The 22,176-nt window shown below is 41.3% G+C and carries 18 protein-coding genes, 1 riboswitch and 1 other annotated feature; of the genes, 7 read left to right on the top strand and 11 right to left on the bottom strand.

From position 1 onward, the window contains the following. Positions 1-79: 79 nt before the first annotated feature. Complete coding sequence (locus HED61_RS09145) at positions 80-1,903, bottom strand: glucose PTS transporter subunit IIA (RefSeq protein WP_138372213.1); 1,824 nt, start codon at positions 1,901-1,903, stop codon at positions 80-82. A gap of 286 nt (positions 1,904-2,189) precedes the next feature. On the opposite strand from HED61_RS09145, the gene HED61_RS09140 reads away from it, so the two are divergent. Then, positions 2,190-3,389 carry an enolase C-terminal domain-like protein gene (locus HED61_RS09140; RefSeq protein ID WP_103300033.1) on the top strand — a complete coding sequence of 400 codons (1,200 nt, stop codon included), beginning with the start codon at positions 2,190-2,192 and terminating at the stop codon, positions 3,387-3,389. A gap of 104 nt (positions 3,390-3,493) precedes the next feature. Here HED61_RS09140 and HED61_RS09135 read toward each other — a convergent pair whose 3' ends face one another. The 3 genes from HED61_RS09135 to HED61_RS09125 form a co-directional block, all read right to left on the bottom strand. Continuing rightward, on the bottom strand, positions 3,494-4,201 hold the full coding sequence (locus tag HED61_RS09135; protein ID WP_005472428.1) for a GntR family transcriptional regulator: 708 nt from the start codon (positions 4,199-4,201) through the stop codon (positions 3,494-3,496). 371 nt (positions 4,202-4,572) lie between these two features. Continuing rightward, positions 4,573-5,577 carry a plasmid pRiA4b ORF-3 family protein gene (locus HED61_RS09130; RefSeq protein ID WP_005472426.1) on the bottom strand — a complete coding sequence of 335 codons (1,005 nt, stop codon included), beginning with the start codon at positions 5,575-5,577 and terminating at the stop codon, positions 4,573-4,575. A 65-nt stretch (positions 5,578-5,642) separates the two neighbouring features. After that, the gene (locus HED61_RS09125; RefSeq protein ID WP_219645253.1) at positions 5,643-7,178 is read right to left on the bottom strand and encodes a zinc ABC transporter substrate-binding protein AdcA; all 1,536 of its coding nucleotides are present in this window, start codon (positions 7,176-7,178) and stop codon (positions 5,643-5,645) included. Between the two features lie 280 nt (positions 7,179-7,458). Then, positions 7,459-7,559: riboswitch (TPP riboswitch) on the top strand. A 90-nt stretch (positions 7,560-7,649) separates the two neighbouring features. Between HED61_RS09125 and HED61_RS09120 the strand changes: the two genes are divergently transcribed. Genes HED61_RS09120 through HED61_RS09105 form a run of 4 tightly spaced genes read left to right on the top strand, consistent with a single transcriptional unit; the run spans position 7,650 to position 10,872 of the window. Further along, positions 7,650-8,261 (top strand): Ykof family thiamine-binding protein, encoded by a 612-nt coding sequence (locus tag HED61_RS09120; RefSeq protein WP_219645254.1) that lies wholly within the window; start codon positions 7,650-7,652, stop codon positions 8,259-8,261. After that, on the top strand, positions 8,254-8,856 hold the full coding sequence (locus tag HED61_RS09115) for an ECF transporter S component (protein ID WP_103300031.1): 603 nt from the start codon (positions 8,254-8,256) through the stop codon (positions 8,854-8,856). The genes HED61_RS09120 and HED61_RS09115 overlap by 8 nt, the downstream gene beginning before the upstream one ends. Then, complete coding sequence (locus HED61_RS09110; RefSeq protein WP_138371781.1) at positions 8,853-10,265, top strand: ATP-binding cassette domain-containing protein; 1,413 nt, start codon at positions 8,853-8,855, stop codon at positions 10,263-10,265. Before HED61_RS09115 ends, HED61_RS09110 begins: the two co-directional genes overlap by 4 nt. Further along, positions 10,192-10,872 carry an energy-coupling factor transporter transmembrane component T gene (locus HED61_RS09105; RefSeq protein WP_138371780.1) on the top strand — a complete coding sequence of 227 codons (681 nt, stop codon included), beginning with the start codon at positions 10,192-10,194 and terminating at the stop codon, positions 10,870-10,872. Before HED61_RS09110 ends, HED61_RS09105 begins: the two co-directional genes overlap by 74 nt. A gap of 113 nt (positions 10,873-10,985) precedes the next feature. Here HED61_RS09105 and HED61_RS09100 read toward each other — a convergent pair whose 3' ends face one another. Next, the gene (locus HED61_RS09100; protein ID WP_103300029.1) at positions 10,986-11,495 is read right to left on the bottom strand and encodes a signal peptidase I; all 510 of its coding nucleotides are present in this window, start codon (positions 11,493-11,495) and stop codon (positions 10,986-10,988) included. 207 nt (positions 11,496-11,702) lie between these two features. On the opposite strand from HED61_RS09100, the gene HED61_RS09095 reads away from it, so the two are divergent. Continuing rightward, positions 11,703-13,553: an ATP-binding protein gene (locus tag HED61_RS09095; protein WP_234981372.1), complete on the top strand. Its 1,851-nt coding sequence runs from the start codon at positions 11,703-11,705 to the stop codon at positions 13,551-13,553. A 44-nt stretch (positions 13,554-13,597) separates the two neighbouring features. Beyond that, positions 13,598-13,800, top strand: a binding site (T-box leader). Positions 13,801-13,841: 41 nt separating this feature from the next. Then, positions 13,842-15,275, top strand: a complete 1,434-nt coding sequence (gene proS, locus HED61_RS09090) for a proline--tRNA ligase (protein WP_113849856.1) — start codon at positions 13,842-13,844, stop codon at positions 15,273-15,275. Between the two features lie 165 nt (positions 15,276-15,440). Here the strand turns inward: proS and HED61_RS09085 are convergent, their stop codons facing one another. From HED61_RS09085 to HED61_RS09060, 6 genes are all read right to left on the bottom strand, one after another. Continuing rightward, positions 15,441-16,445 (bottom strand): lipoate--protein ligase, encoded by a 1,005-nt coding sequence (locus tag HED61_RS09085; RefSeq protein WP_219645255.1) that lies wholly within the window; start codon positions 16,443-16,445, stop codon positions 15,441-15,443. 19 nt (positions 16,446-16,464) lie between these two features. Then, entirely contained in the window at positions 16,465-17,202 is a 738-nt protein-coding gene (locus HED61_RS09080) for an MBL fold metallo-hydrolase (protein WP_003127111.1), read from the bottom strand. A 180-nt stretch (positions 17,203-17,382) separates the two neighbouring features. Beyond that, positions 17,383-18,171 carry a DUF975 family protein gene (locus HED61_RS09075; RefSeq protein ID WP_003127110.1) on the bottom strand — a complete coding sequence of 263 codons (789 nt, stop codon included), beginning with the start codon at positions 18,169-18,171 and terminating at the stop codon, positions 17,383-17,385. Positions 18,172-18,183: 12 nt separating this feature from the next. Next, positions 18,184-19,266: a M42 family metallopeptidase gene (locus HED61_RS09070; protein ID WP_003127109.1), complete on the bottom strand. Its 1,083-nt coding sequence runs from the start codon at positions 19,264-19,266 to the stop codon at positions 18,184-18,186. A gap of 87 nt (positions 19,267-19,353) precedes the next feature. Next, positions 19,354-21,411, bottom strand: coding sequence for an FtsX-like permease family protein (locus HED61_RS09065; RefSeq protein WP_219645256.1), 2,058 nt, complete (start codon positions 21,409-21,411; stop codon positions 19,354-19,356). Next, positions 21,401-22,165 (bottom strand): ABC transporter ATP-binding protein, encoded by a 765-nt coding sequence (locus HED61_RS09060; protein WP_003127107.1) that lies wholly within the window; start codon positions 22,163-22,165, stop codon positions 21,401-21,403. Before HED61_RS09060 ends, HED61_RS09065 begins: the two co-directional genes overlap by 11 nt. Between the last annotated feature and the right edge of the window lie 11 nt (positions 22,166-22,176).

The following is a 22,176-nucleotide window of genomic DNA, read 5'->3' as shown; positions in this document are numbered from 1 at the left end:
GAACAATTGGACAGAATATGCCGCAGCTGTTTTTGCCAGGTGCATCTCCCCTCTTGTTAAACCTCTTTTTTTCTTGAATTTAAGCGTTTAAAATTACCTTTTCTAATAGGGCACCGGCTTGATGATTTCCTTCAAGACCGATCGTTCCTGAAAATTGTTGGACACGTTCCATGTTCGTGATTAGGACGATGACCATCGTTTCTTTGCCTTGTTGTTCGATATAAGGCAAGTCCATCGCTGCTAGTTTCGATTGTGGGGTTACTTGCTCTCCTACTTTTACGAATACTTCAAAGCCTTTGCCATCAAGAGAAACTGTATCGATTCCCATATGGACTAGAACTTCCACACCATTCGATGTGGTGATTCCCACCGCATGTTTGGAAGGGAAAACCGAAGTGACTTCACCACTGACTGGCGAATAGATTTGGCCGTCTTTAGAGTGAATGGCATACCCTTCACCCATCATTTTTGTTGAAAACACTTCGTCGGGTACATCTTCCAATGGAATGTATTCTCCTTGCGTTACAGCATGTAAATCAAGTTCGTTGGTGAAGGTTTCTGTTTCTGCTTGATTAGGGACTAGGAAATAAGTCAGAGCAAAAGAGGAACCGATCGCCAAGACAATGCCTAGGACCGCATAGATAAAGTATTCACCAATATAAGCCGGCAAACTAAAGATACTGGATAAAATATAGCCATAGATCCTTACGCCAAAAAAGCTGATGAACGCTGATGCAATCGAACTACCGATGGTAGCTGCTAAAAATGCTTTTTTATATTTTGATAAAATCCCAAACAATGCTGGCTCAGTGATGCCCAGCAATCCTGACACAGCTGAGGACAAAATGATTGATTTTTCTTCTTTTGATCTTACTTTAAAGTAGATCGCTGCGGTTGCGCCGGTGATCGCCATATTTGCCATGAACATCATTGGCATCAACATATCATACCCTTGATTGGCAAAGTTTTGTAATGCGATTGGCGTCATTGCATGGTGTAATCCGGTAAAGATCGCAATTGGACGAATAGCACCTACAACAATTCCTGCCAATACAGGAGAAATCGTAAACAAGCCAGCTACACCATCTGCAAGCAAATTGCCTAAATGAATACTGATTGGACCAATAACTGTCAGTGTAATCAGTCCAGCCACAAACAAGGAAATCGTCGGTGTAAAGACGGTCCGCAGAACTTGCGGCAATACCTTGTCTACCAAGCGATAAATGTAGCTTAATGCTAAAACAGCAAAAATGATTGGAATAACGGTACCCGCATAATTGAAAACGGGAACTGGTAAAACCCCAAACAGTCGAAAGGCCGAAATATTGCCTTCAGCAACTGCATTCGTCATCGTTGGAAATTGTAATGTTGCAGCAATGGCGATTGCCAAGTATTGATTCGTTTTAAAGATGCGCGCAGCAGAAGCAGCAACAAAAAATGGCAAGAAGGTAAATACGCCGCTGGCGATCATATCAATGACTAAATACGTATCTGTTTGATTGGAAATCACATTTAAGGCAACCAATCCTGCCATCAACCCTTTAATCATTCCTGCCCCAGCGATTGCTGGAACAATTGGTCCGAATACACCGGAGACTGTATCCATAAACAACGAGACAGCGCCTTTTTTCTCTGAAGACTCTTGACTCTTTTCATCCAAACCAAGTTCTTTGGCTAATGGAGCATAATAATCCGCTACATCTGTACCGATCACCACTTGGAGCTGATTGCTTTGATATTTCGTTCCCACCACTTTAGGTATTTTTTCTAAAGCAGTATAGTCAACTTTCTTTTCATCCTTCAAATCAAAACGAAGCCGCGTCATACAATGCCAAGCATTATTGATATTCTCGGATCCACCAACATCTTTTATGATCTGTTTTACGATGTCTTCTTTCATCATCATTTTTTCCTCCTGTTGTTTGCTAACGGACTTGAATCTTGAGGCGCCTTTTCAAGTGGGTCCGTTTTCACACACATAGTAGCATGGCTGCACCCGCTTGTAAAACCAGTCCTTTTATTAAAAAAACCGACTAAAAAGGCTATGTATCAACAAATAAATAAGAATCTATCTAAAATTGGACTGGTTTTATGAGCCATAGTCATCTTTTTTTGGACCAAATTGACAGCGGTTGCTCTGCGTGTTTCAATGGCTATATCAACTAGATACAAAAATTGGAGTGAATAAAATGACACCAACGATCATCACCGACGTCAAATCCTTTGCGATCAAACCTGATCGCCATAACCTTGTTGTCGTTAAAGTAGAAACCAATAAAGGAATTTCCGGACTAGGCTGTAGTACGTTTCAATTTCGTCCTTTAGCAGTCAAAACAGTCGTTGACGAATATTTACGTCCCCTTCTGATGGGTAGAGACGCGAATGAAATCGAAGACATCTGGCAAGTCATGAATGTCAATTCCTATTGGCGCAACGGTCCAATCACAAACAATGCCATCTCTGGTGTTGATATGGCATTATGGGATATCAAGGGACAGTTAGCTGATATGCCTCTGTATCAACTGCTGGGGGGAAAAGCAAGAACCGCGATCCCTGCTTATACTCATGCGGTAGCAGATAATTTAGACGATCTCTATCACGAAATCGATCGTTTTTTGGCAGCCGGCTATCGCTATATTCGTTGCCAGCTCGGGTTCTATGGCGGGAATCCAAGCCAGTTGCAAACACCCGAAGAACCAATCTCCGGCTCTTACTTTGATCAGACAGATTATATGGAAACGACTTTGAAGATGTTCGCAGCGATCAAAGAAAAATATGGCAACCAATTTCAAATGCTGCATGATGTTCATGAACGCCTCCATCCGAATCAAGCCATTCAGTTTGCCAAAGCAGCAGAACCTTATCAGCTCTTTTTCTTGGAAGATATTCTGCCGCCTGACCAAAATCACTGGCTGACACAATTACGCAGTCAGTCAGCAACCCCCATTGCAACAGGTGAATTGTTCAATAATCCAATGGAATGGCAAGAACTAGTCAAAAATCGGCAGATCGATTTCATGCGGGCTCATGTATCACAGATTGGCGGCATTACGCCAGCATTGAAGCTAGCTCATTTTTGCGATGCGATGGGGGTTCGAATTGCCTGGCATACGCCTTCTGATATCAGTCCAGTCGGCTTGGCAGTCAATACGCATTTGAATATCCATCTGCACAATGCCGCGATCCAAGAAACGATCGAGTTGCCGGCAAATACCCAATCCGTGTTTGTTGGCAGTCCCCAACCCAAAGGCGGCTTCTTCTATCCAATGGAAAAAAGCGGGATCGGTATTACATTTGATGAAGAAGCTGCGGCTGATTTTCCGGTCGTTTACCGCCCCCATGAGTGGACACAAAGCAGAACGCCGGATGGTACACTAATCACACCTTAAATAATAATCCTAAAAAACTCAGCAGCCTGACTCAAATTGTTGAATCAGAGCTCTGAGTTTTTTTGATTTATCGTCTAGGAAATTTGTGGCTCTTCCTCTGCCGATCAATCGATGCGTGAACGATGGATTTCTCGATCGAAAGGTCGAATATAGGTGACTGCATAGTCGATGGCGACGATGTTGCTGAATTCATAGACCCGCCCATCTTCCAAAATTGCCCGATTCGTGATTTGCATCGCTGGGGTCCCCCGTTTGCACAGCAAGATTGCCGACTGGGCCATTGAAGTCGCAATCGGGGTATAACTGCTGATGTAGTGGGAAATCCGATATCCGCAACTCTCAACATAGCGCTGAATTGAATGTTCTACTACCTCTTGAGTGACATTAGGAAATAATCCTACCGGTAGCTTCGACGTTTCTAGCTGTTCAATCTTATAATTGACGATTCGCACCCGTTCAAAGGTCCAAACTTCTTCATTGTCTGCTAACTGAAAGATTTTTTGTTCATCTGGGGTAGCGGGTGCTTTACTCAAAGAAATCATTTTGGAGTGGATCCGATCGTAAGGAGTCCGTGTCAAGGAATTAAAGATCATGGGATTTTTGACCCACTTCTCATGGATAAAGATTCCCGATCCTTGGACCACACGAACGATGCCGATTTCTTCTAAATTTTTGATTGCTTGTTGAATCGTAAAGCGGGAAACGCCATAATTTCTGGCAAGTTCTCTTTGATTCGGTAATTTTCCTTCAATAAATTCTTCCTGATAAATTTTACTAAGTAAATCTTGAACGATAAATTCTCGTTTTTTCATAAAAACTCCCCTCACTTGCTCTCAGCTGTCGCCAGAACAGATAGCCCATCTTCTAGAGCGATTGAAAGATGCACCTCACAGCAGATAGAGCATCGTCGCTTGTCCAGTATCATTACGAACTATTGTACTCGAATGTACTCGAAAATCAATCTGTTGAATCATTGGCTCTAGAGTTAAAAAAATAGAATCTGTATCAAACCAGGCGTGTCGCCACAGAAATGAGTATTTCTATATCAGCTAGCTTGATGTAGTTCATGAATGGTCAACACCTTAATCAAACAAGGATCAATCAAAAAAGATGTCACGAACTGTTAAACAGATTCGTCACACCATCGTATGAATCGATTATTGCACTTATTCCGAGAAAAAAATTAGTCGGACGGATCAGATTCCCAGTAATCCCGGAGTTCTTCATTGATTGTTTCAACATTCACTGATTCTCTTTGTTCCTCTGGTTGCTCTTCGTTTGGCACATCACCAACCGCTTTTAGACAATCAGGCGTGACTGTTTCACCTGCTTCAGCAGCCGTCAGTATTTTCTCGATTTTTATTTTGTGGGTCCAGTCAGCACCCATGTCATAAATGTAGGTCAGTGTTTGGCAGGTTTGGAAATCATGGTCGATCACTAATGCATTTGTAGGTTCCGTGTTCGGCACATCGATTGAATTATTGCCGGCAAGAAAAAGGTAGAGCTGTGAATCCTGCCATTGAAAAGCAATTTGGATCATATTATGGAGTTGTTCATAACTAATGCCTGCAGGAATGAGCATCCTTCGCCAAATCGGCGGCTTGAAACCTTCCAAATCAATACGGATTTGATATGCAGCGATTCTTTCTTCGCTAGCTTCAGGAACTTTTTTTATTGGAAAAGGGACGATTTTTGGCGATCGTTGATTTTCATAGGGATGTTCGATCGGAACCAAATCATGATCTTCCGGTTCGACATCATGAAGCATCTCTAGCATTGCCGCTTTCTTTTCTGAAGACCAGAAATGCGGTTTTGACATGCGAGAGTAAAACACAGGCTGTTTTTCTGCAAGAACAAAGATAATCTCTTGGTATTGCTCTTTTGTGATGTGCTGTTCTTTATACATGCAATAATAAAAATCTTCAATAGCTAATTTAGCAAAGGGGAGGAAATTCAAATCATAAGGAATCTCTTGAGGCATCATTTCCGTATAGACCCATTCGACAAACTCTTTGTCTGTCAGCATTCTTTTATTCGTCTTTTGTTCTGCACAAAAAATCAAATAAAAAACCGGATCTAAGTAATGATCTAAATCATCATTACTGACAACACTCGGACCGCCGAACAACGCGACATGATCCATCATGTGATCGATTACTTTTGCTAATTTTTTCAATGTTTTTTCCAAAAAAATACCGCTCCTTTCTATCAGTTTAACTTTGACGAAAAGAGCAGTAATTGTCAATCTTTTTTTTAATGAGCAAGCATTTCCTGTGCAATTTCTAATCCAGACAGATCAGTCGGATAGAACGTTGGCCAATGATCCATTTCCGACAATAATGCTTCTTGACTTTCATTGCCAAAATAAAGGTGAAAATGATGGGAATCAGTTGGTGCAATCGAGTGATCGCTAAATTGAATATATTTGAAGGCTGCATCGTTATCTTTTGATTCAAACAAATAACGGACGCCGCGATTCCCTGCTTGGTAATTCAAGATCTTTTTGCCTACATATTGATAGGTTGCTTTCTTGGTTGTGCCATCTTCAAAGGTAAATGCCATCGTATCTCCTGTGATCGTAATTTCTGCAACATCTGTTTGGTAGCCAGTTGTATAATAGTCTTTGTATTCCTCGGCCGTCATGCTTTTATTCTGTTTTGCTTTGTAGTCAAAAACTTGATCCAGCGTGCCGTCTGTCAAATAAGGATAGACCGATTGCCACTGTCCCTTCCAGTCCGTGAGTGAGCGGTCTTGAACATCTGCGTCGTCGAAATACCCATTATAAACGGTTTTTTCTTTCTCTGCTTCTTTCACTTCTTTCTCATTGGCTTGTGAAGTAGTCAGCATCAATGCGTCTCGGTTTTGTTCCATGATGGAAATGTAATCTTCCCCACGATCCATTTGTTCCTGTGTCAATCCTTCCAGCGGATTCAAAACGGATAAATCGACACCAGCTTCTGTTGCCAGTGTTTTGGCAATACTGTCTTTGGCATTTTCTTCAAAGTAAATCGTCTTGATCCCGGTATCTTCTACAAAATGCTTCAACTCAGCAATACGTGCCGCTGAAGGCTCTTCATTGGGAGACAGTCCGGCAATCGGAACTTGTGTCAGTCCGTATTCCAAAGCGAGGTAGCCAAAAGCAGCATGCTGGGTGACAAAATGCGTTTGCTTGGCATTCTTAAATGCTGACTGATAAGAATCATCCAATGACTGCAATTTTTCTAAATAGGCCGCAGCATTCCTTTCAAAAGCAGCTTTCTTTTCTGGATAAGCCCTGCTTAGCTGATCACGAATGCTTGCTACTTGTTTGATTGCAAGGCTTGGTGCTAGCCAGACATGAGGATCTAATTCATGAGAGTGCCCTTCTTCATGATCGTGCTCGTGATCGTGGTCATGCTCTTCATCACCCGGCAGCAACACCATCCCCTCCGTAGCTTTCACAACGGTGACATCTCCTTCTTTCAATGTAGATTCAATGGCAGGAACCCACATTTCCATGTTCTCATTATTGTAAACAAAGACATCCGCTTCTTGGATTTTTGCCATATCTTTAGCCGATGGTTCATAATCATGTGAGTCTGTTCCTGCCGGCATCAACAATTCGACATTGCCTTCATTTCCCACCACATTGCGAGTAAAATCATACATAGGATAAAAACTAGCGAGGACTTGAATCGTTGGATCACTTGATTGTTCTGTCTGTTCATTCGCTGATTCCTTTGTCACACTGCAAGCAGCCAACCCTAGAGCCAAAAGCGAAATACCTGTTATTTTTAAAAATTTCTTCATCTCTTTACCAGCACCCCTTTTTGATTTAGCAAAACGACCATTTCTCCTAAAAAAACATCAGAGAGCCTGTTACGATTTACTTTACACAAATCGTAACACTTACGTTTTACTTTCGATTATTTACTTTACACAAGGGAAAACAATCTGTCAACACCTAAAAAGATGTTTTTTTATATGTCTATTCTTTCATATCTGCAGTGATTCATTTGTCTTTTTGCTCGCGCTGTCTGACTTGTTCTTTCAAATCGTCTGTGCTACACTCAGAAAGTAATTGAATCGAATTATCCACTAGGGGCGCTTTATGCTGAGATAGACAGTTTGTCTGGTCCCTTTGAACCTGATTTGGTTAATACCAACGTAGGGAAGTGGTTGCGCAGCTTATTTCGCGTTCCCATTTTTCTGTCTACCCGTGGATAGAAAAGGAGGAACGCTTTTTTTGTAGACAGAAAATCATTCGAAAGGAAGAATACTATGGAAAATTGTTCAATGAATCAAATCGATATCACGGGATGCCGCATCAGTCTTTATCCAATGAAAGATGATTTTGCCTCTCACATTCTTCGAAGCATCAAAGAGACCGATACCACAGCCGTTTGGCAGCAGACAGATCTTTTCAGTACACTCTACCGTGGTGAAGCTGCCAGTGTGATTGATGCGGCAGTAGCTCTTTTTGTCAATGCCTATGACCCAAAAACACATTTGGTCGGTGAGTTCACTTTTTCGAAAGGCTGTCCAGGAGATCTGGCTGGTGATGCCTTTCTCAGCGGCAAGCATGAACGGCCAAATCATCAGCAAATTACTGCAAAAGGTACGTTCATCGTTCAGTGCAAATATTCTTTTTATGTCTTTGGACGTGAAGATTATATGGAAGAAATTGCGCATATCGTCTCGTTGGCGGATGCCATGGGCTTACAACCGCAATCGGCCCATTACGTGACGCTGCTATCTGGCACAGCCGCTCAATTATTCGCCTATTTTGAACAAGCACTGGCCTATGCACACGAAAAGCTGCCTCATTATGTTCTTGAAGGAACCGTTTCAGTCAATAGTCCCTCGTTGAAGGAGGCCTCTTTGCATGAGTAAGTGGCAATTAAAGGATGTGATCATGGTAGGCATCGTTTCTCTCGTATTCGGTGTCGTTTATTTAGGGGCCGTTCACTTGGGGGTTTTACTCAGCACCTTGTTAACTCCATTTGGCCTCGCCATTCTAGCGAATGAATTTCTCTTTGGGATTTGGTTTATGGCGTCTGCATTTGCCGGTTACGTACTAAGAAAACCAGGTGCAGCCACGATTACTGAAATGATCGCCGCTTTGTTGGAGGTTTTCATGGGTAACTTTTATGGTCCAATTATCTTTGTCAGCGGCTTTCTTCAAGGAATCGGCACAGAGGCTGGCTTTGCCGCTTTTCGCTATCGAAAATTCGGCTGGTCTTCTTTGATCCTGGGAGCTTTGGGAGCGACTGTCACCAGTTTTATTTGGGGCATGATCCGTTCCAGCTTTCTTGATTTAAAGTGGCAATTACTGCTGACTATTTTCGTGATCCGTCTGCTTTCCGCGCTCCTTTTTTCAGCTGTCCTTGTTAAAGTGGTTTGTGATCACTTAGCAAAAATGGGGGTTTTGAATAGCTATCCGATTGCTCAACATACTCGCTTCAAACAAAGCCGTGTGAAAGAATGAGTTTAGCACTAGACTCCTGTGTCTTTACGATTGATGAGCAAAAACTTACCGCTACCTTTGAATTAGCTCCTGGGGAAATCAAAGGGATCTATGGTCCTTCTGGTTCAGGAAAAAGTACGTTTTTTCGCTTATTAGCCGGTTTGTCGGATCAAGGGTTCGAATCTGGACACTATGTGATCGATGAGAAAGATTTTACTGATTTATCCCCTGTACAACGGATTGCATCCGTTAGTTTGATGTTTCAAAATCCCGATACGCAGTTTTGTATGCGAACTCCCCGAGAAGAGCTGTTATTTTGTTTGGAAAACAGAGCCATTCCATTAAACGAAATGACTCGTCGTATTGAGACAGCACTCGATTTTTGCGAGATTCGTCATTTAGAAGATCGAGTGCTGACAACCCTCTCAGGTGGGGAGAAACAACTAGTAGCGTTAGCATGCTGTCTTGTTTTAGAAAGCCGCTATCTTCTATTAGATGAACCTTTCGCTAATCTCGATTCGCTGACCGCCCAATCATTGATTGAAAAATTAACAGAAATTCAACAAAAAAAGAAAATCGGAATTCTTTTAATCGACCATCAAGTAGCACCGGTCGCTGACTGGGTGCAGGAATGGCTCCTATTAACAGATGCTTTTCAGTCGGTTCCTTCTCAGTTGCTTTTAGAGCAAGAAGAGCAGCTAAGACAAACTATGATTAAACCGTCCCCCACTCCTATTGAGCCGCAGCCCCTCTTGCGGTTTGTAAATTTTCGTTTGCCAATTGGCAGACATTCTCTGCTGATCAAAGACGAAGTCTTTTCGACCGGAGAACGAATAGGCATCACAGGAAAAAGCGGGATAGGAAAATCAACCTTTTTTAAAGCCCTGTTGCAGCAAGTTCCCTATGATGGAACAATCTATTACCAAGAGCAATGCTTGACCTCTCGCAGTCGTCCTTTTGATCGGATGAGCTGGGTCATGCAAAACCCGCAGGATCAGTTTCTAGCTTCCTCCGTGGCACAAGAATTAGCTAATGGTCAAGAAAGAGAGGATCTCTCTGAAAAGCTGAACCAATTGGGACTATGGGAGAAACAGGAAGATTCTCCTTTCCTATTAAGCCAAGGACAACAACGGCGATTAGCTGTTGCCTGTTTGATCGATCGTGAAATCCCGATTTTGCTTGTTGATGAGCCAACCTATGGACAAGATTTGCGGCAGTCTTGGCAATTGATGTCGTTATTGGCAGACAAAGCGGCCAGCGGTACACTGGTCTTCATCATTAGCCATGATTTGCGCCTTCTGTCAGATTTTTGTGACCGAACATTCGATTTCAATCATTTTGTAAAGGAGTCTTCCAATGAAGTACCGAAACCCAACAGTCAAGCTGCTGACTTTATCCGCGCTGGCTTTGCTCGTCTCTTTTCAAAATAATTTGTTGCTAAATAGCAGTTTGACTTTATTTTTCTTGTTGCTGCTCTTGGTTTATCTGCCTCTGAAAAAATTGCTCAAGTTACTTTTTCTCTTGTCTTTAAGTGCAGTCGGGATCTTTTTTACCGGGCTATTATTTTTTCAAGAAGGTCAAAACGGCAGCACGACAGCGGCATATGCCTATGGCATTCGTCTCGCCAGTCGCGTTTATTGTTTTGGGACATTAGGAAGTGTCTTTGCCGCTACGACCTCACTAACAGAGCTGATCTATTCTTTACAACAGCAACTTCGCTTGCCTCCTGTTTTTGCTTATGGCTTAATGGCAGCCTTTCATATGGCACCTATGATTCCTAAAGAGTACCGCAACATCCAGTTTAGTCTGAAATCTCGAGGAATCACTTATTCCAAACTATCCTTAAAACCACTGATTCCACTGATGGTCAAATCGATCCGCTGGTCAGAACTTCTAGCTGCAGCCATGGAATCTCGCGGATTTGTCGGTGATGCACCTCGAACCTATGCAGTGAATTATTTAGTCACCCTTAAGGATTGGTTGTTTGGACTTGGACTTCTTGGCGCTGGATTGATCCTTACCTTGCTTCCAGTATGAAGCTAAAAAAAGGGATAGAATAAACAACAAATCTGATTCTAAACAAAAAGATACCGCAAACAGGACAGCACTTGCTGAACTTGTTTGCGGTATTTGTTATTGATTAGTGGAACTTACATTACCATTCGTTTCCCTTGTTTGATCTGAGAAATCATCACCAAAAAAGTGGTTGCTGTAATATAAATGGTGAAAACCAAATAAAGCTTTTTTACAATAGAAACAGTTTCACTCGTGACTAGATGACCGATTCGAGGCAAATGGAACAAAGGTTGGCCAAGTAATTGACTTTTTCTGATTTTGGTCGTTTCCATGTGGTCTTGATTGTCTCCGATCGTATACATCACTTGCTCATTTTGATCAATTGCAGCAATTCGCCGCGTGTATATTTGTTCCCCTTGATTCACAAAATAAGTGATTGCATCGCCGACAATCAAATTTTCTGCATCCACACTTTTAACAAATAATAAACTTCCAGAGGAATATGTTGGTTCCATTGCATCACTCTTCACAATAGCGATGCGTAACCCTAACATTTTTGGAATAACAATCATGAGTAAAGAAAGAAGCATAATAATTAATGTTGTAAAAGAAAGAAGGATACTTGTTTTAGAAATTTTTTTCATCACAGTTCTCCTTTATTTTTGATATTTTTGTATATTACGTTTATATTATAACGATTAATGATTTTTTTTAAATAATATGAGTCCGCTTTTTTAAATGATTTTTTTATTAGTTATTTTATTATTTCTGGTATAACACCCATTATCATTTGACTTAATCAATTGTTTTGTTTTATTCTAGACGTGAATAAAAAACAGGAGAATTCATATATGTTTAAAAAAAATAACAAACTAAACTTGAAGAATGCAATTCCCTTCTTAACGATTTCTGCTTTTTCTCTGGGAATTATCTTGTTCTATATTTCTGCTCTGATTAATCCAGTGATCAGTCTTCCTTCTATTGAAAAACAGGAAGATTGGCTGTATTATTCTGCAGCAGAACCAGAAACAACTTTCGACAGTAACTATGTGAATTTTTTGCCTAATATTCCTACCAATGAAAATTTGGTAATGGAACGTAAAATCACCAATGAGCACTACTACCCGACATTGCTGTTGGTGGGCGATCATCAGAAAATGACGGTTTATTTAAATGATAAACTTTTATATACCAATAAAAAAGAAGTAGCAGATGGTCTTGTGAATCCTGGGAAAACCCTCTCTTTTGTCACCTTGCCAGAAAATTACCAAGGCCAAACACTACGTATCTATGTATCTAGTCCTTTCAAAAATTATTCAGGATATCCCGCTGAGGTCTTTCTTGGTTCTTCAAACGCTTTAGTCAGTTATGTCTTTCGTCATTCGATTCCCAATATTTTTATGCTTCTTCTGACAGGTTTTATCAGCTTGCTTAATTTGATTTATGTAGGGATTAAATTAGTTAAGAAACGAAAATTACTCGTTTCGAAATTATTATTCAGTGCTTTTGCACTGTCAGCTGGACTAGAAGCCGGTTTTGGCGATATTCTTGGAGGGTTGCTCTTTAACCCCACCATAAATTCAGTGATGTTGAATGTCTTATCGATCATTACCCCAATGTTCTTGATCGGCTTTTATTTATCGAAAATGGAAGTTCTTCAACAGAAGTACAAGATTTGGGTGATCTTCCATGGCATTTGTGGTGCAGCAGCCATTTTATCTGTCTTTTCCCATCAACTCCACTTGCCGGAGATTATGGATTATATCCATTTACTGAATATTTTTAGCACTTTTGTGACATCCTTTGCTGCCATCTATGAAGCGGTTAAAAAGAATCAATTTTTTGTTCTTTGTTCTCCCTGGATCGTTTTATCCGCGATTGGTCACTGCTTTATCTACATTCAAGATGTCCTAAACAGCGATCAATCAAAAATCAATTGGAATACGATTTTCTTCGTACTCTTGATTATTGTCTGCTGGTGCTATGATTTGCTGCGTTTGTTTTTCTATAATGAGGGGAAAACAAAAAAACAGGATATCGCAGGACTCAAGATTCGCTTGTATGAAGAACAACAACCGATAATTCAACAACAAATCAATCAATGGCAACAAGCTTTTCTCGGTTTTCGCAAACAGTTGAATACTGCAAAAGTCATGCTGGAAGACAACAGTTTGCTGGGAGCTTTTGATCAAATCAACCTAATCGAGCAGACGCTAGAAGAATCCTGTCCAATCAAAAGTGAAGATCATTCTCTAACAACCCTGCTATTGACAAGCTATCAGCAATTGACTCAGCAAAAAAGCATTGAATTCTCTTATGATGTGGATATTCCCGCAATCAAAGAACTAGCTGAAGAAGATTTTCTACAATTATTTGCTCATTTAATGGACTATGCAATTCGGGAAACGTATCTACTCAAAGATCGCGCCCTGCGGAAGATTCATCTAAGTGCTATCAAACAGCAGAATCAGTTGTTCGTCAGCTGTCAGTTTCCAACTTTGGCTACTTCGGAAAAAGAAGCCATACCGAATATTGAAACCTTTGAAGAAGAAAACTATTTTGATCTTCAGATTATTGAAAAACTGACCCAGCAAAATTTTGGGTCTTGCTCGGTCTTACATGAGGAACAAGCCACTCGTTTTTCTCTGACATTTTCTTCAGATGGGTTGCCAGATTTCCTAGAGCTAGTCAGTAATGAATAACAAAATGACAAAAAAAGCTTGCTTTTTTCCGAGTTTCGATTTAGCATGAATGTAAGATTTGGATCAGTATTCTTATGATGGTTAAAGAGAGTTGGAGCAAGCTGGAAATCCAATACCCGCTAATAAGAAGAACCTGCCAATGGTAGTGACCGCAAAACGGTCGGTGTGAAGACCTTATCCTTCATGAGTTGGACTAGCAATAGTCAACAAAGGTGGTACCGCGAAATCCAAGCATTTCGTCCTTTTTATAGGACGGAATGCTTTTTTATTTTTTAAGGAGGAAAAACAATGACACAAAAAAATGATTTTACAGAATGGTACATTCAGACCATTCAAAAAGCCGAATTGATGGCTTATTCGCCAGTTAAAGGATCAATCATCTTCCGTCCTGATGGCTTTGAGCTATGGGAACATATTCAAGAAGAATTTAATCGCTTTTTAAAAGCAGAAGGCATTCGCAATGCGTATTTCCCAATGCTGATCCCCCAAAGTTTTTTCATGAAAGAAGCGGATCACATTGAAGGATTTGCTCCTGAATTGCCTTGGGTGACAGAAGTCGGTAATGAAAAATTAGAAGAACCATTAGCATTGCGTCCTACTTCTGAAACTATGATCGGTTCAGCCTTTTCTGATTGGATCAATTCTTACCGTGATCTACCATATGAAATCAATCAATGGGCCAATGTTTTTCGTTGGGAAAAGAAAACACTGCCTTTTCTCCGCACTTCTGAATTCTTATGGCAAGAAGGACATACCGCCCATGAAGATGAAGCAGATGCAAGAAAGCGGACGTTAGGAATTTTGGATGAATATGCACGTCTTTGCGAAGAATTTTTAGCCATTCCAGTGTACAAAGGACAAAAAACACCTTCTGAACGTTTTGCTGGCGCGGTGGATACCTACTCCATCGAAGCCATGATGAAAGATGGAAAAGCTGTCCAAGCCGGTACGAGCCATTATATGGGGACGAAATTTGCAGAAGCTTTCGATATTACTTATTTATCGAAAGAAAACAAACATACCTATGCACATACAACTTCTTGGGGTGTTTCTACACGTTTGTTAGGCGCATTGATCATGACTCACGGTGATGAAAACGGATTGGTTTTCCCACCAACGATCGCCCCTACGCAAATCGTCTTGATGCCAGTCGGACCTTGGAAGAAAAATCCTGCCATTTTAGAAAAATTGGAAGAGTTGTTTGCATCTTTCAAAGCCAAAGGTATTCGTGTTCGCTTAGACGATTCTGACAATTCGCCAGGTTACAAATTTAACGAGTGGGAATTAAAGGGCGCTTGCTTACGAATCGAATGTGGTCCAAGAGATTTAGAAAATGGGCATGTAATGGTCAAAGTCCGTGATCTTGCCGAAAAACAAACCGTAGCATTTGATGACCTTGCTGATTTCGTGGATCAGCAATTGGCTGCGATGACACCACGTTTGCTTGAAGCAGCTCGTAACAGAAACAAAGAGAACGAGTATTACGATATCGAAACACTGGAAGAGTTAAAAGCACATATCGAAACCTGCAAAAAAGAAGATAAAGTCACTGGTTTTGTCTTAATTGGTTGGGACGGGACAGAAGAAACTGAAGCCAAGATCAAAGAAGAAACTGGCTTTACTACCAGAAATATCCCATTTGAAGCTCCTATGGAAAAAACAGTTGACATCGTCAGCGGGAAACCTGCTAAACACACCGTTTGGATTGCCCGAGCTTACTAAGCAAAGAGCAAAAAGAAAAAAGCGCAGCCCGTAAAAAAAACGGCATGTTCACTAAGAGAAAAAGCAGCCACAGATCGTAGGATCTGTGGCTGCTTTTTCTTAGTGCATTTCAGTTATTCTATAGATTTTCGTTATATCCACATCTTTTTTTGATTTGCTGGAAAATCAATAAACTAATTCCAACAAATCCTTAGGGGTAATATTGCCAAAATATTTTTTGACATCAATTTGATCAATCACATCTTTCAATGCAGATTTATCATAGCGGGTGCCGATAAAAGCTTGTTCAACGTCAGCAATATCTCCTAATCCAAAGAAATCTCCATAAATCTTTGCTTCTGTAATCTTGCCTTCTTGAACGTTAAAGCGAACTTCGATCGATCCAATTGGAAATCGTTTGCGGCGTTCAATATCAAACGCAGGAGATTTCCCGTAATTCCAATCCCAGTTTCGATAATACTTGTCGGAAATTTCATTGATTTTGACCCAATCTTCCTCAGTCAATGTATAGGTCTTGACTTGGTCGACTGAATCCACACCAAAAATCTTCAAAAGAATCTCTTCACGAAACGCTTCGGTCGTCATATCTTGTTTGTCTTTTGGTAAGAAAGGTTTGATATTCGTCACGCGAGAACGAATCGATTTGATCCCTTTTGATTCGATTTTATCTTTGCGCACTTTCAACGCATTGACCACTTCATTAATGTCACTGTCAAACATGATGGTCCCATGAGCAAACATTCGACCATTGGTGGCGTACATTGCATTCCCAGAGAACTTCATATCATCAATGACTAGGTCGTTGCGGCCTTTTAATTGTGCCCCTTCGACGCCCATTTCATGAAGCGCCTGAACAATTGGTTTCGTCAATTTTTCGAAATCACGGAATGAATTACCGTCATCCGGCATGATAAAGCTAAAATTCAAGTTTCCAAAATCATGATAGACAGCCCCACCGCCACTAAAACGGCGAACCACATGGATTCCATGAGCATCGACATAGTCTTTATTGATTTCTTCGATCGTATTTTGATTTCGTCCAATAATAATCGACGGCTCATTGATATAAAACAGCAGGATCGGTTCATCCACCTTCATTTCCTGCAGCAAAAAGATCTCAATGGCTAGGTTGATTCTTGGGTCGTTGTTTTCATTTGGTACAAAAAGCATCTGCTACTCCTCCTCGGGTTTAAATCTCAAAGATTTTTTGAACTGCTGCCAATTCAACCGGTATCCCGTTGGCCGCCGCTGCTGCCTCTTCTTTCAGTTGCTCCAGATCACCATGCTGTGGCAGATGAGTCAAAACCAGTTTTTTGACCTTCGCTGCGGCAGCAATTTCTCCAGACTCTTGAGAAGTAAAATGAGCTTTGTGGCGTTCATTCCCTGCAAAGAGGTAGGTATCTGCTAAAAATAAGTCGGCATCTTTGGCAAAATCGACAAAACTTTCTAAGTAGCCGGAATCGCCTGTGAATACAAATATTTTACCTGTACTATTCTCCACAAAGCGCATGGCATAACAAGTTACAGGATGAATCGTCTTCATAAATGTAACAGAAAACGGTCCCAATTCCAACTGTTTTGTTTGTAAATAATCATGCCCTTCTGTAACTCCCGCCATGGTCAACTCATTGAAATGAATACTGTCTTCTCCATGCCCATAAATGGGCAATACGTTCCGCTCTGCTTGCTTAGGAAATAGCTGCCAATAATACTGTAAGACACCCAGATCTGCGATATGATCGTGATGGTAATGACTCAAAATCACAGCATCCAATGCTAACGGATCCAAGATTTTTTCCAATTGAATCAGTGTCGTGCTGCCAGCATCCAGCAACAAATGATATCCCTCAGACTCTAATAAATAGCCAGTAGTTCCCTCACCCTTATAGGGATATGCGCCTAAACATCCTAAAACTGTTAGTTTCATACTTCCGCCTCCTTATCCCTATGCTATCACAAAAGCATTGGATTACTCAAAAATAAACAGCAAAAACGGCTGCGACATCTGGAGCTCATTAGCAAAAGAAATCGATGATTTTCTCTCTCATTGCTGCATTGAGTCACCCAACGTCACAACCGTGGATCATATCTTTACAAGAGGTGTTCTTTAGCTAAGAACGCGATCATTTTCTTTTTCGATCAACGCTTGATAAAAGGCGGCATTCGCAGTGTTTGCGTAGGCCAGCGCCCAAAATAGACCGATAACAAAAGCAAACAAACCTAAAACCATCCATCCTAATAAAGAAATCTGCAGCAAAATATACTGACCGATATGATTCTTCATTAAATGCCAAGCTCCTTTTATCGCTTGTAGCGTCGTCATTTCTGGATGGTCGTATCGTACATAGATCGCAAACTGAAATAATCCGCTTATGATCTGGGAGACAAATAAGAAAAGGACCACAGAAATAAGAAAACTGATGATGAAGGAAATCGACGAACGGAAGAGACTCCAGTCAACAGTGATCCGACTGTTGACATTCAAGACTAAATCAAGGTACTGATTCATTCCGCCAACAACTAAATGGGGTAAAAACGTCACAAAACTAATCAGATAATTTACGAGAGCATTCACCAAATTCAGCAATAGAAAAGGTACGTAATAACGCTTGTCATAAACAAGAAAAATATCCGACACATGGATCTCCCGCTGACGAATCAAGAACAGTGCCATGATATTTAAACTTATCGTCAATGCGAAAAAAACAAAGTATTCCAAAATATAATCAATGATTGTTTCTCGTGTCTGTTGAAAGGTATGGTTTGTCAATGACAGCACCAAACTGCTAACCATGCTTTGAATGGCTATCGTAGCAATAAAGGCTAAAATATACCGCCCCCACATGCCCTTTAATGCACGTGATGCCATGGAGCGGATCTCACTATTTTTTCTCATCCTCTACTCCTTCTAATAGCTTCGTAATTCTTTCACGGTTTTGTCATCTAAGCGACGAACAACTTCTGTTACTAATTTTACTGTATTTAAGTAGTCATCTTCATGAATGACAGAAGTATGGGAATGCAAGTAGCGCACTGGAACTGTAATCGCGATCGATGGTACACCATCACGGGTCAGATGCATTTGACCGGCATCTGTTCCCCCACCGGTGATCACCGTATATTGGAAAGGAATCTCTAATTCTTCCGCAACATTGATCACAAAATTCAAGAGTTTCTTATGAGGGATCATCGATGCATCAAAAATCAAAACTTGCGGCCCCTTGCCCAAGACAGAATCTGCTTCTTTTGGAGTCATTCCTGGCGTATCACCAGCTGTCCCCGTATCAAGAGCAATCGCGATGTCTGGATTCACTAGGTGCGTACTTGTTCGTGCGCCACGCAATCCTACTTCTTCCATGACATCACTGCCAGCAAACAAGCAATTTGGATGCCCTTCAGCAGCCAACGTTTCCAACACACGCAAAGAAACTGCTGTTCCAATACGATTATCCCACGCTTTAGCTAGCAAAAACTTACTGTCATTCATCCGTTTGTATTGGATATATGGCGTAATCATATCTCCAGGACGTACGCCCCAATCTTTTGCTTCTTCCTCACTAGAAGCACCGATATCAATGAACATGTCTTTGATATCATAAGGCTTGTTGCGAACTTCCGGCGTCAACACATGAGGTGGTTTAGAACCGATTACACCATGAACCAATTTGCCAGCTTGCGTTTTGATTTCTACTTCTTGTGCCAGCATCACTTGGCCCCACCAGCCGCCTAATGTTTGAAACTCGATGAAACCTTTATCGGTGATCTTTGTCACCATAAAGCCAACTTCATCCATATGTCCGGAAATAAAAACTTTAGGTCCGCCGCCATCCCCTACATGTTTGGCAATCACGCTTCCTAACCCATCGTAAAAAATATCTTCGGCAAAGTCTTTCGCATATGCTTTGAAGACTTCCCGTACTTCTTCTTCATTCCCCGGAACACCACGGGCAGTTGTCAGATCAATCAGTAATTGCTCTTCTTTTTTATCCATCCTATCTACTCCTCTACTCATTTATCCCTTAAATTATACCATTCCTCGTGTCTTGTACCAGCTCAAAATTGAAAAAAATCTGACAGCTTACTCTTCAATGATCCGTAAGCATAACTTAACTGTAATCAAATAAGCAATAAAGAATACGACGGCTGCAACACCTGCAAACAGATGTGCCACCCAATACCCTGGACTCACGATGATTTGCGTCAGCGTGTTGATTGCGAATGCGGCATGTAAAATCGCGAGTAATGTACCTGGCATGAAAACCCAAAAATTCTGCCAGTAGACGATCGAACGAATTTCTTTTTTGCTATAACCGAGTGTACGCAATAAACGATAATTTCTTTTTTCCCGCTCCGTATTAGAAAATTGCCGTACAATCAAACTGCTAGACGTAGTGATCAAAACGATTACCCCGACAAATAAAGAAACGAACAAAATAATACCGCCTTGCCGTCTAATGGCCCGCATATTCGGATAGCGATTGGCGAAGTTCAAGCGATAACCAGTAATAAACTCCTTCGATGATTGTTGCTTCTCTGAGATCTCCGTTTGCAGCTGATACTTGACATGGCCTTTGTCCTGTCTTCGCTTGTAATAAAACGGATAGGTCCATTCGACTGAAAGTTGATCATCTAACACCCGAGTTAATTGCTCTTGATTCTCCGTTTGAACATTGAAATAAGTCAATCGATAGTCAAATCCCGACATGTCCTGAAAATCCTTGTCATTGACGACTAATACATTGGGTAAGGTGTAACGCAACGCAATATCACCAAAATAATCTTGATACGTGTTGTCTAAGAGGAGTTTTTTACCATTTTCCAGCGCAATATTTTTTTGGTAAGTTCTCAAGTTGTATGCAATATCATAATCATCATCAAACAAAACAGCAGTATTTTCTCCTAAAGAAACCGCAGGTGCATCCGGCACCAATCGACGAAATGCTCGGTAATCGGATAAAGAAAGCGCATTGACCAATACGGTTTCTTGTCCTGTACTTATCGGATTGGCCAAGTATTTCGCGTTGATGTTTAACGGCACGATACGAAAAGTGAGCGTCTGCTCCGCGACGACCTGACTCTGATTTTCCAGAATCACTTGCTTTAACTCTTCCGCATTTTCTGCTGCGACTTGAAAATCGACGGGATAATCACGATTGGTCGCCTGATAATTCAAGGAAATCACCCCCATCGTGCCACCAATCAAAGAAATCGCGATCGCAGTAATGATCGTCAGTAATGAAAAACTTTTCCATGTCCGCTGCAAATAAGCCCGGATATTGTTGAATGCAATCAAGCGTGTGCCTTTGCTGATTTTTTTGCGGGGGAGCGTTAAGACATGCAACAACATTGGCAATGTGCAGTCAAAGAACAAATACGTCGCTGTGATACAGCAAAATAAAATCAGCAATGGAATCCATAAAACAGCAGTATAATCTTCTGTATAATTAATATAGCGCTCCAGTGTCGTTCGTAGCGTCAGAGCTAAGTAATAGCCGATCCCTAACAGAAGCAAACCGATGATCCCCATTGCCATCCGAAATGGGCGACACTTCATTTTGCTCACTGGCAGTGTATAGTTGTTCTTCGCTAGATCAATCAAAGGATTCTGCCAGACAAACAAAACCACTTGACCACTCAAAACTACCATGGCAAGCAAAAATACCCACACGGTAGTCAAAATCGAACGAGGCGAATTAAAAAAATGACTAGTGATGGATAGTCCCATCACTCGAATCAAGATCATTGAGAAAAATTTCGAAAATATAATCCCCATGAAAATGCCCACAACAAGGGAAAAAAGATTTAGGAGGAACGTTTCTCTCAGCAGCAGCCAGCTTAACTTTGCTCTGCGCAAACCCAGGAGCTGATAAACACTGATCTCTTTTTGCCGTTGATTCAAGAAGAAATGATTGGCACTTAGCATAAAAAAAAGCACCACAACAGCAACGATCGTACTACCAAAACCTAATACGCCATCGATGCGAATGTCTTGCTGCACTCGTTGAGTCAGCAAACGGTCATTCATCATAGCACTAAATGAATAAAAAATCATGACTGCCGTCATCATGCACACAAAGTAAACGACATAATTGCGAAACTGCTGCAAAAAACTGCGCCAGCCAATTTTATAGAGCATGGCGATCCCCGCCTCCAATCGTCGCTTGCATATCGATGATTTTTTCGAAAAACTCTTTGCGGGACCCTTTTTTGACTACCTCTGCAAAAAAGACACCATCTCTAATAAACAAAATCCGATTGCAATAACTTGCAGTGAAAGGATCGTGGGTCACCATGAGAATCGTCATATCTTCTTGCAGATTGATTTCAGCTAAATAACGCAACAGCTCTGTCGCCGCTTTTGAGTCTAAGGATCCCGTGGGTTCATCTGCAAACAACACGGAAGGACGGCTGATGATTGCTCTGGCGGCGGCCACCCGTTGCTTTTGACCGACCGATAGTTCTTCTGGGTAGCGGTCTAACAAATGAGCGATTCCCAATAAGTTCGCCAGATGTGCCAATCGCCGGTCAACTTCATTGACCGAAAGACGGTCGATCGCCAGTGGTAAGATAATGTTGTCTTTGGCAGTCAACGTGTCTAGTAAATTAAAATCTTGAAAAATAAAGCCGATTTCTTTTCGGCGAAAATCGCTTAGCTCATTTTCTGACAAGCGGGTGATTTCTTGTCCTCCGATTGCAACAGAACCTAGACTCGGACGTAAGATGGAGGAAAGGATATTCATCAGTGTCGTCTTTCCAGCACCACTTGGTCCCATGATCCCCACAAATTCCCCTTGATCAACGGAAAAAGAAAGATTGTCTAGGACTTTGGTTTGATTGAAGCGGGTTCCATAGGTTTTTGTCAGGTGCTTCACATCGATCATTTTTTTCATGCAAATTCTCC

The sequence above is a fragment of the Enterococcus gallinarum genome (assembly GCF_021496385.1).
Lineage (GTDB): Bacteria > Bacillota > Bacilli > Lactobacillales > Enterococcaceae > Enterococcus_D > Enterococcus_D gallinarum.
This window is presented reverse-complemented; position numbering and strand designations above follow the sequence as displayed.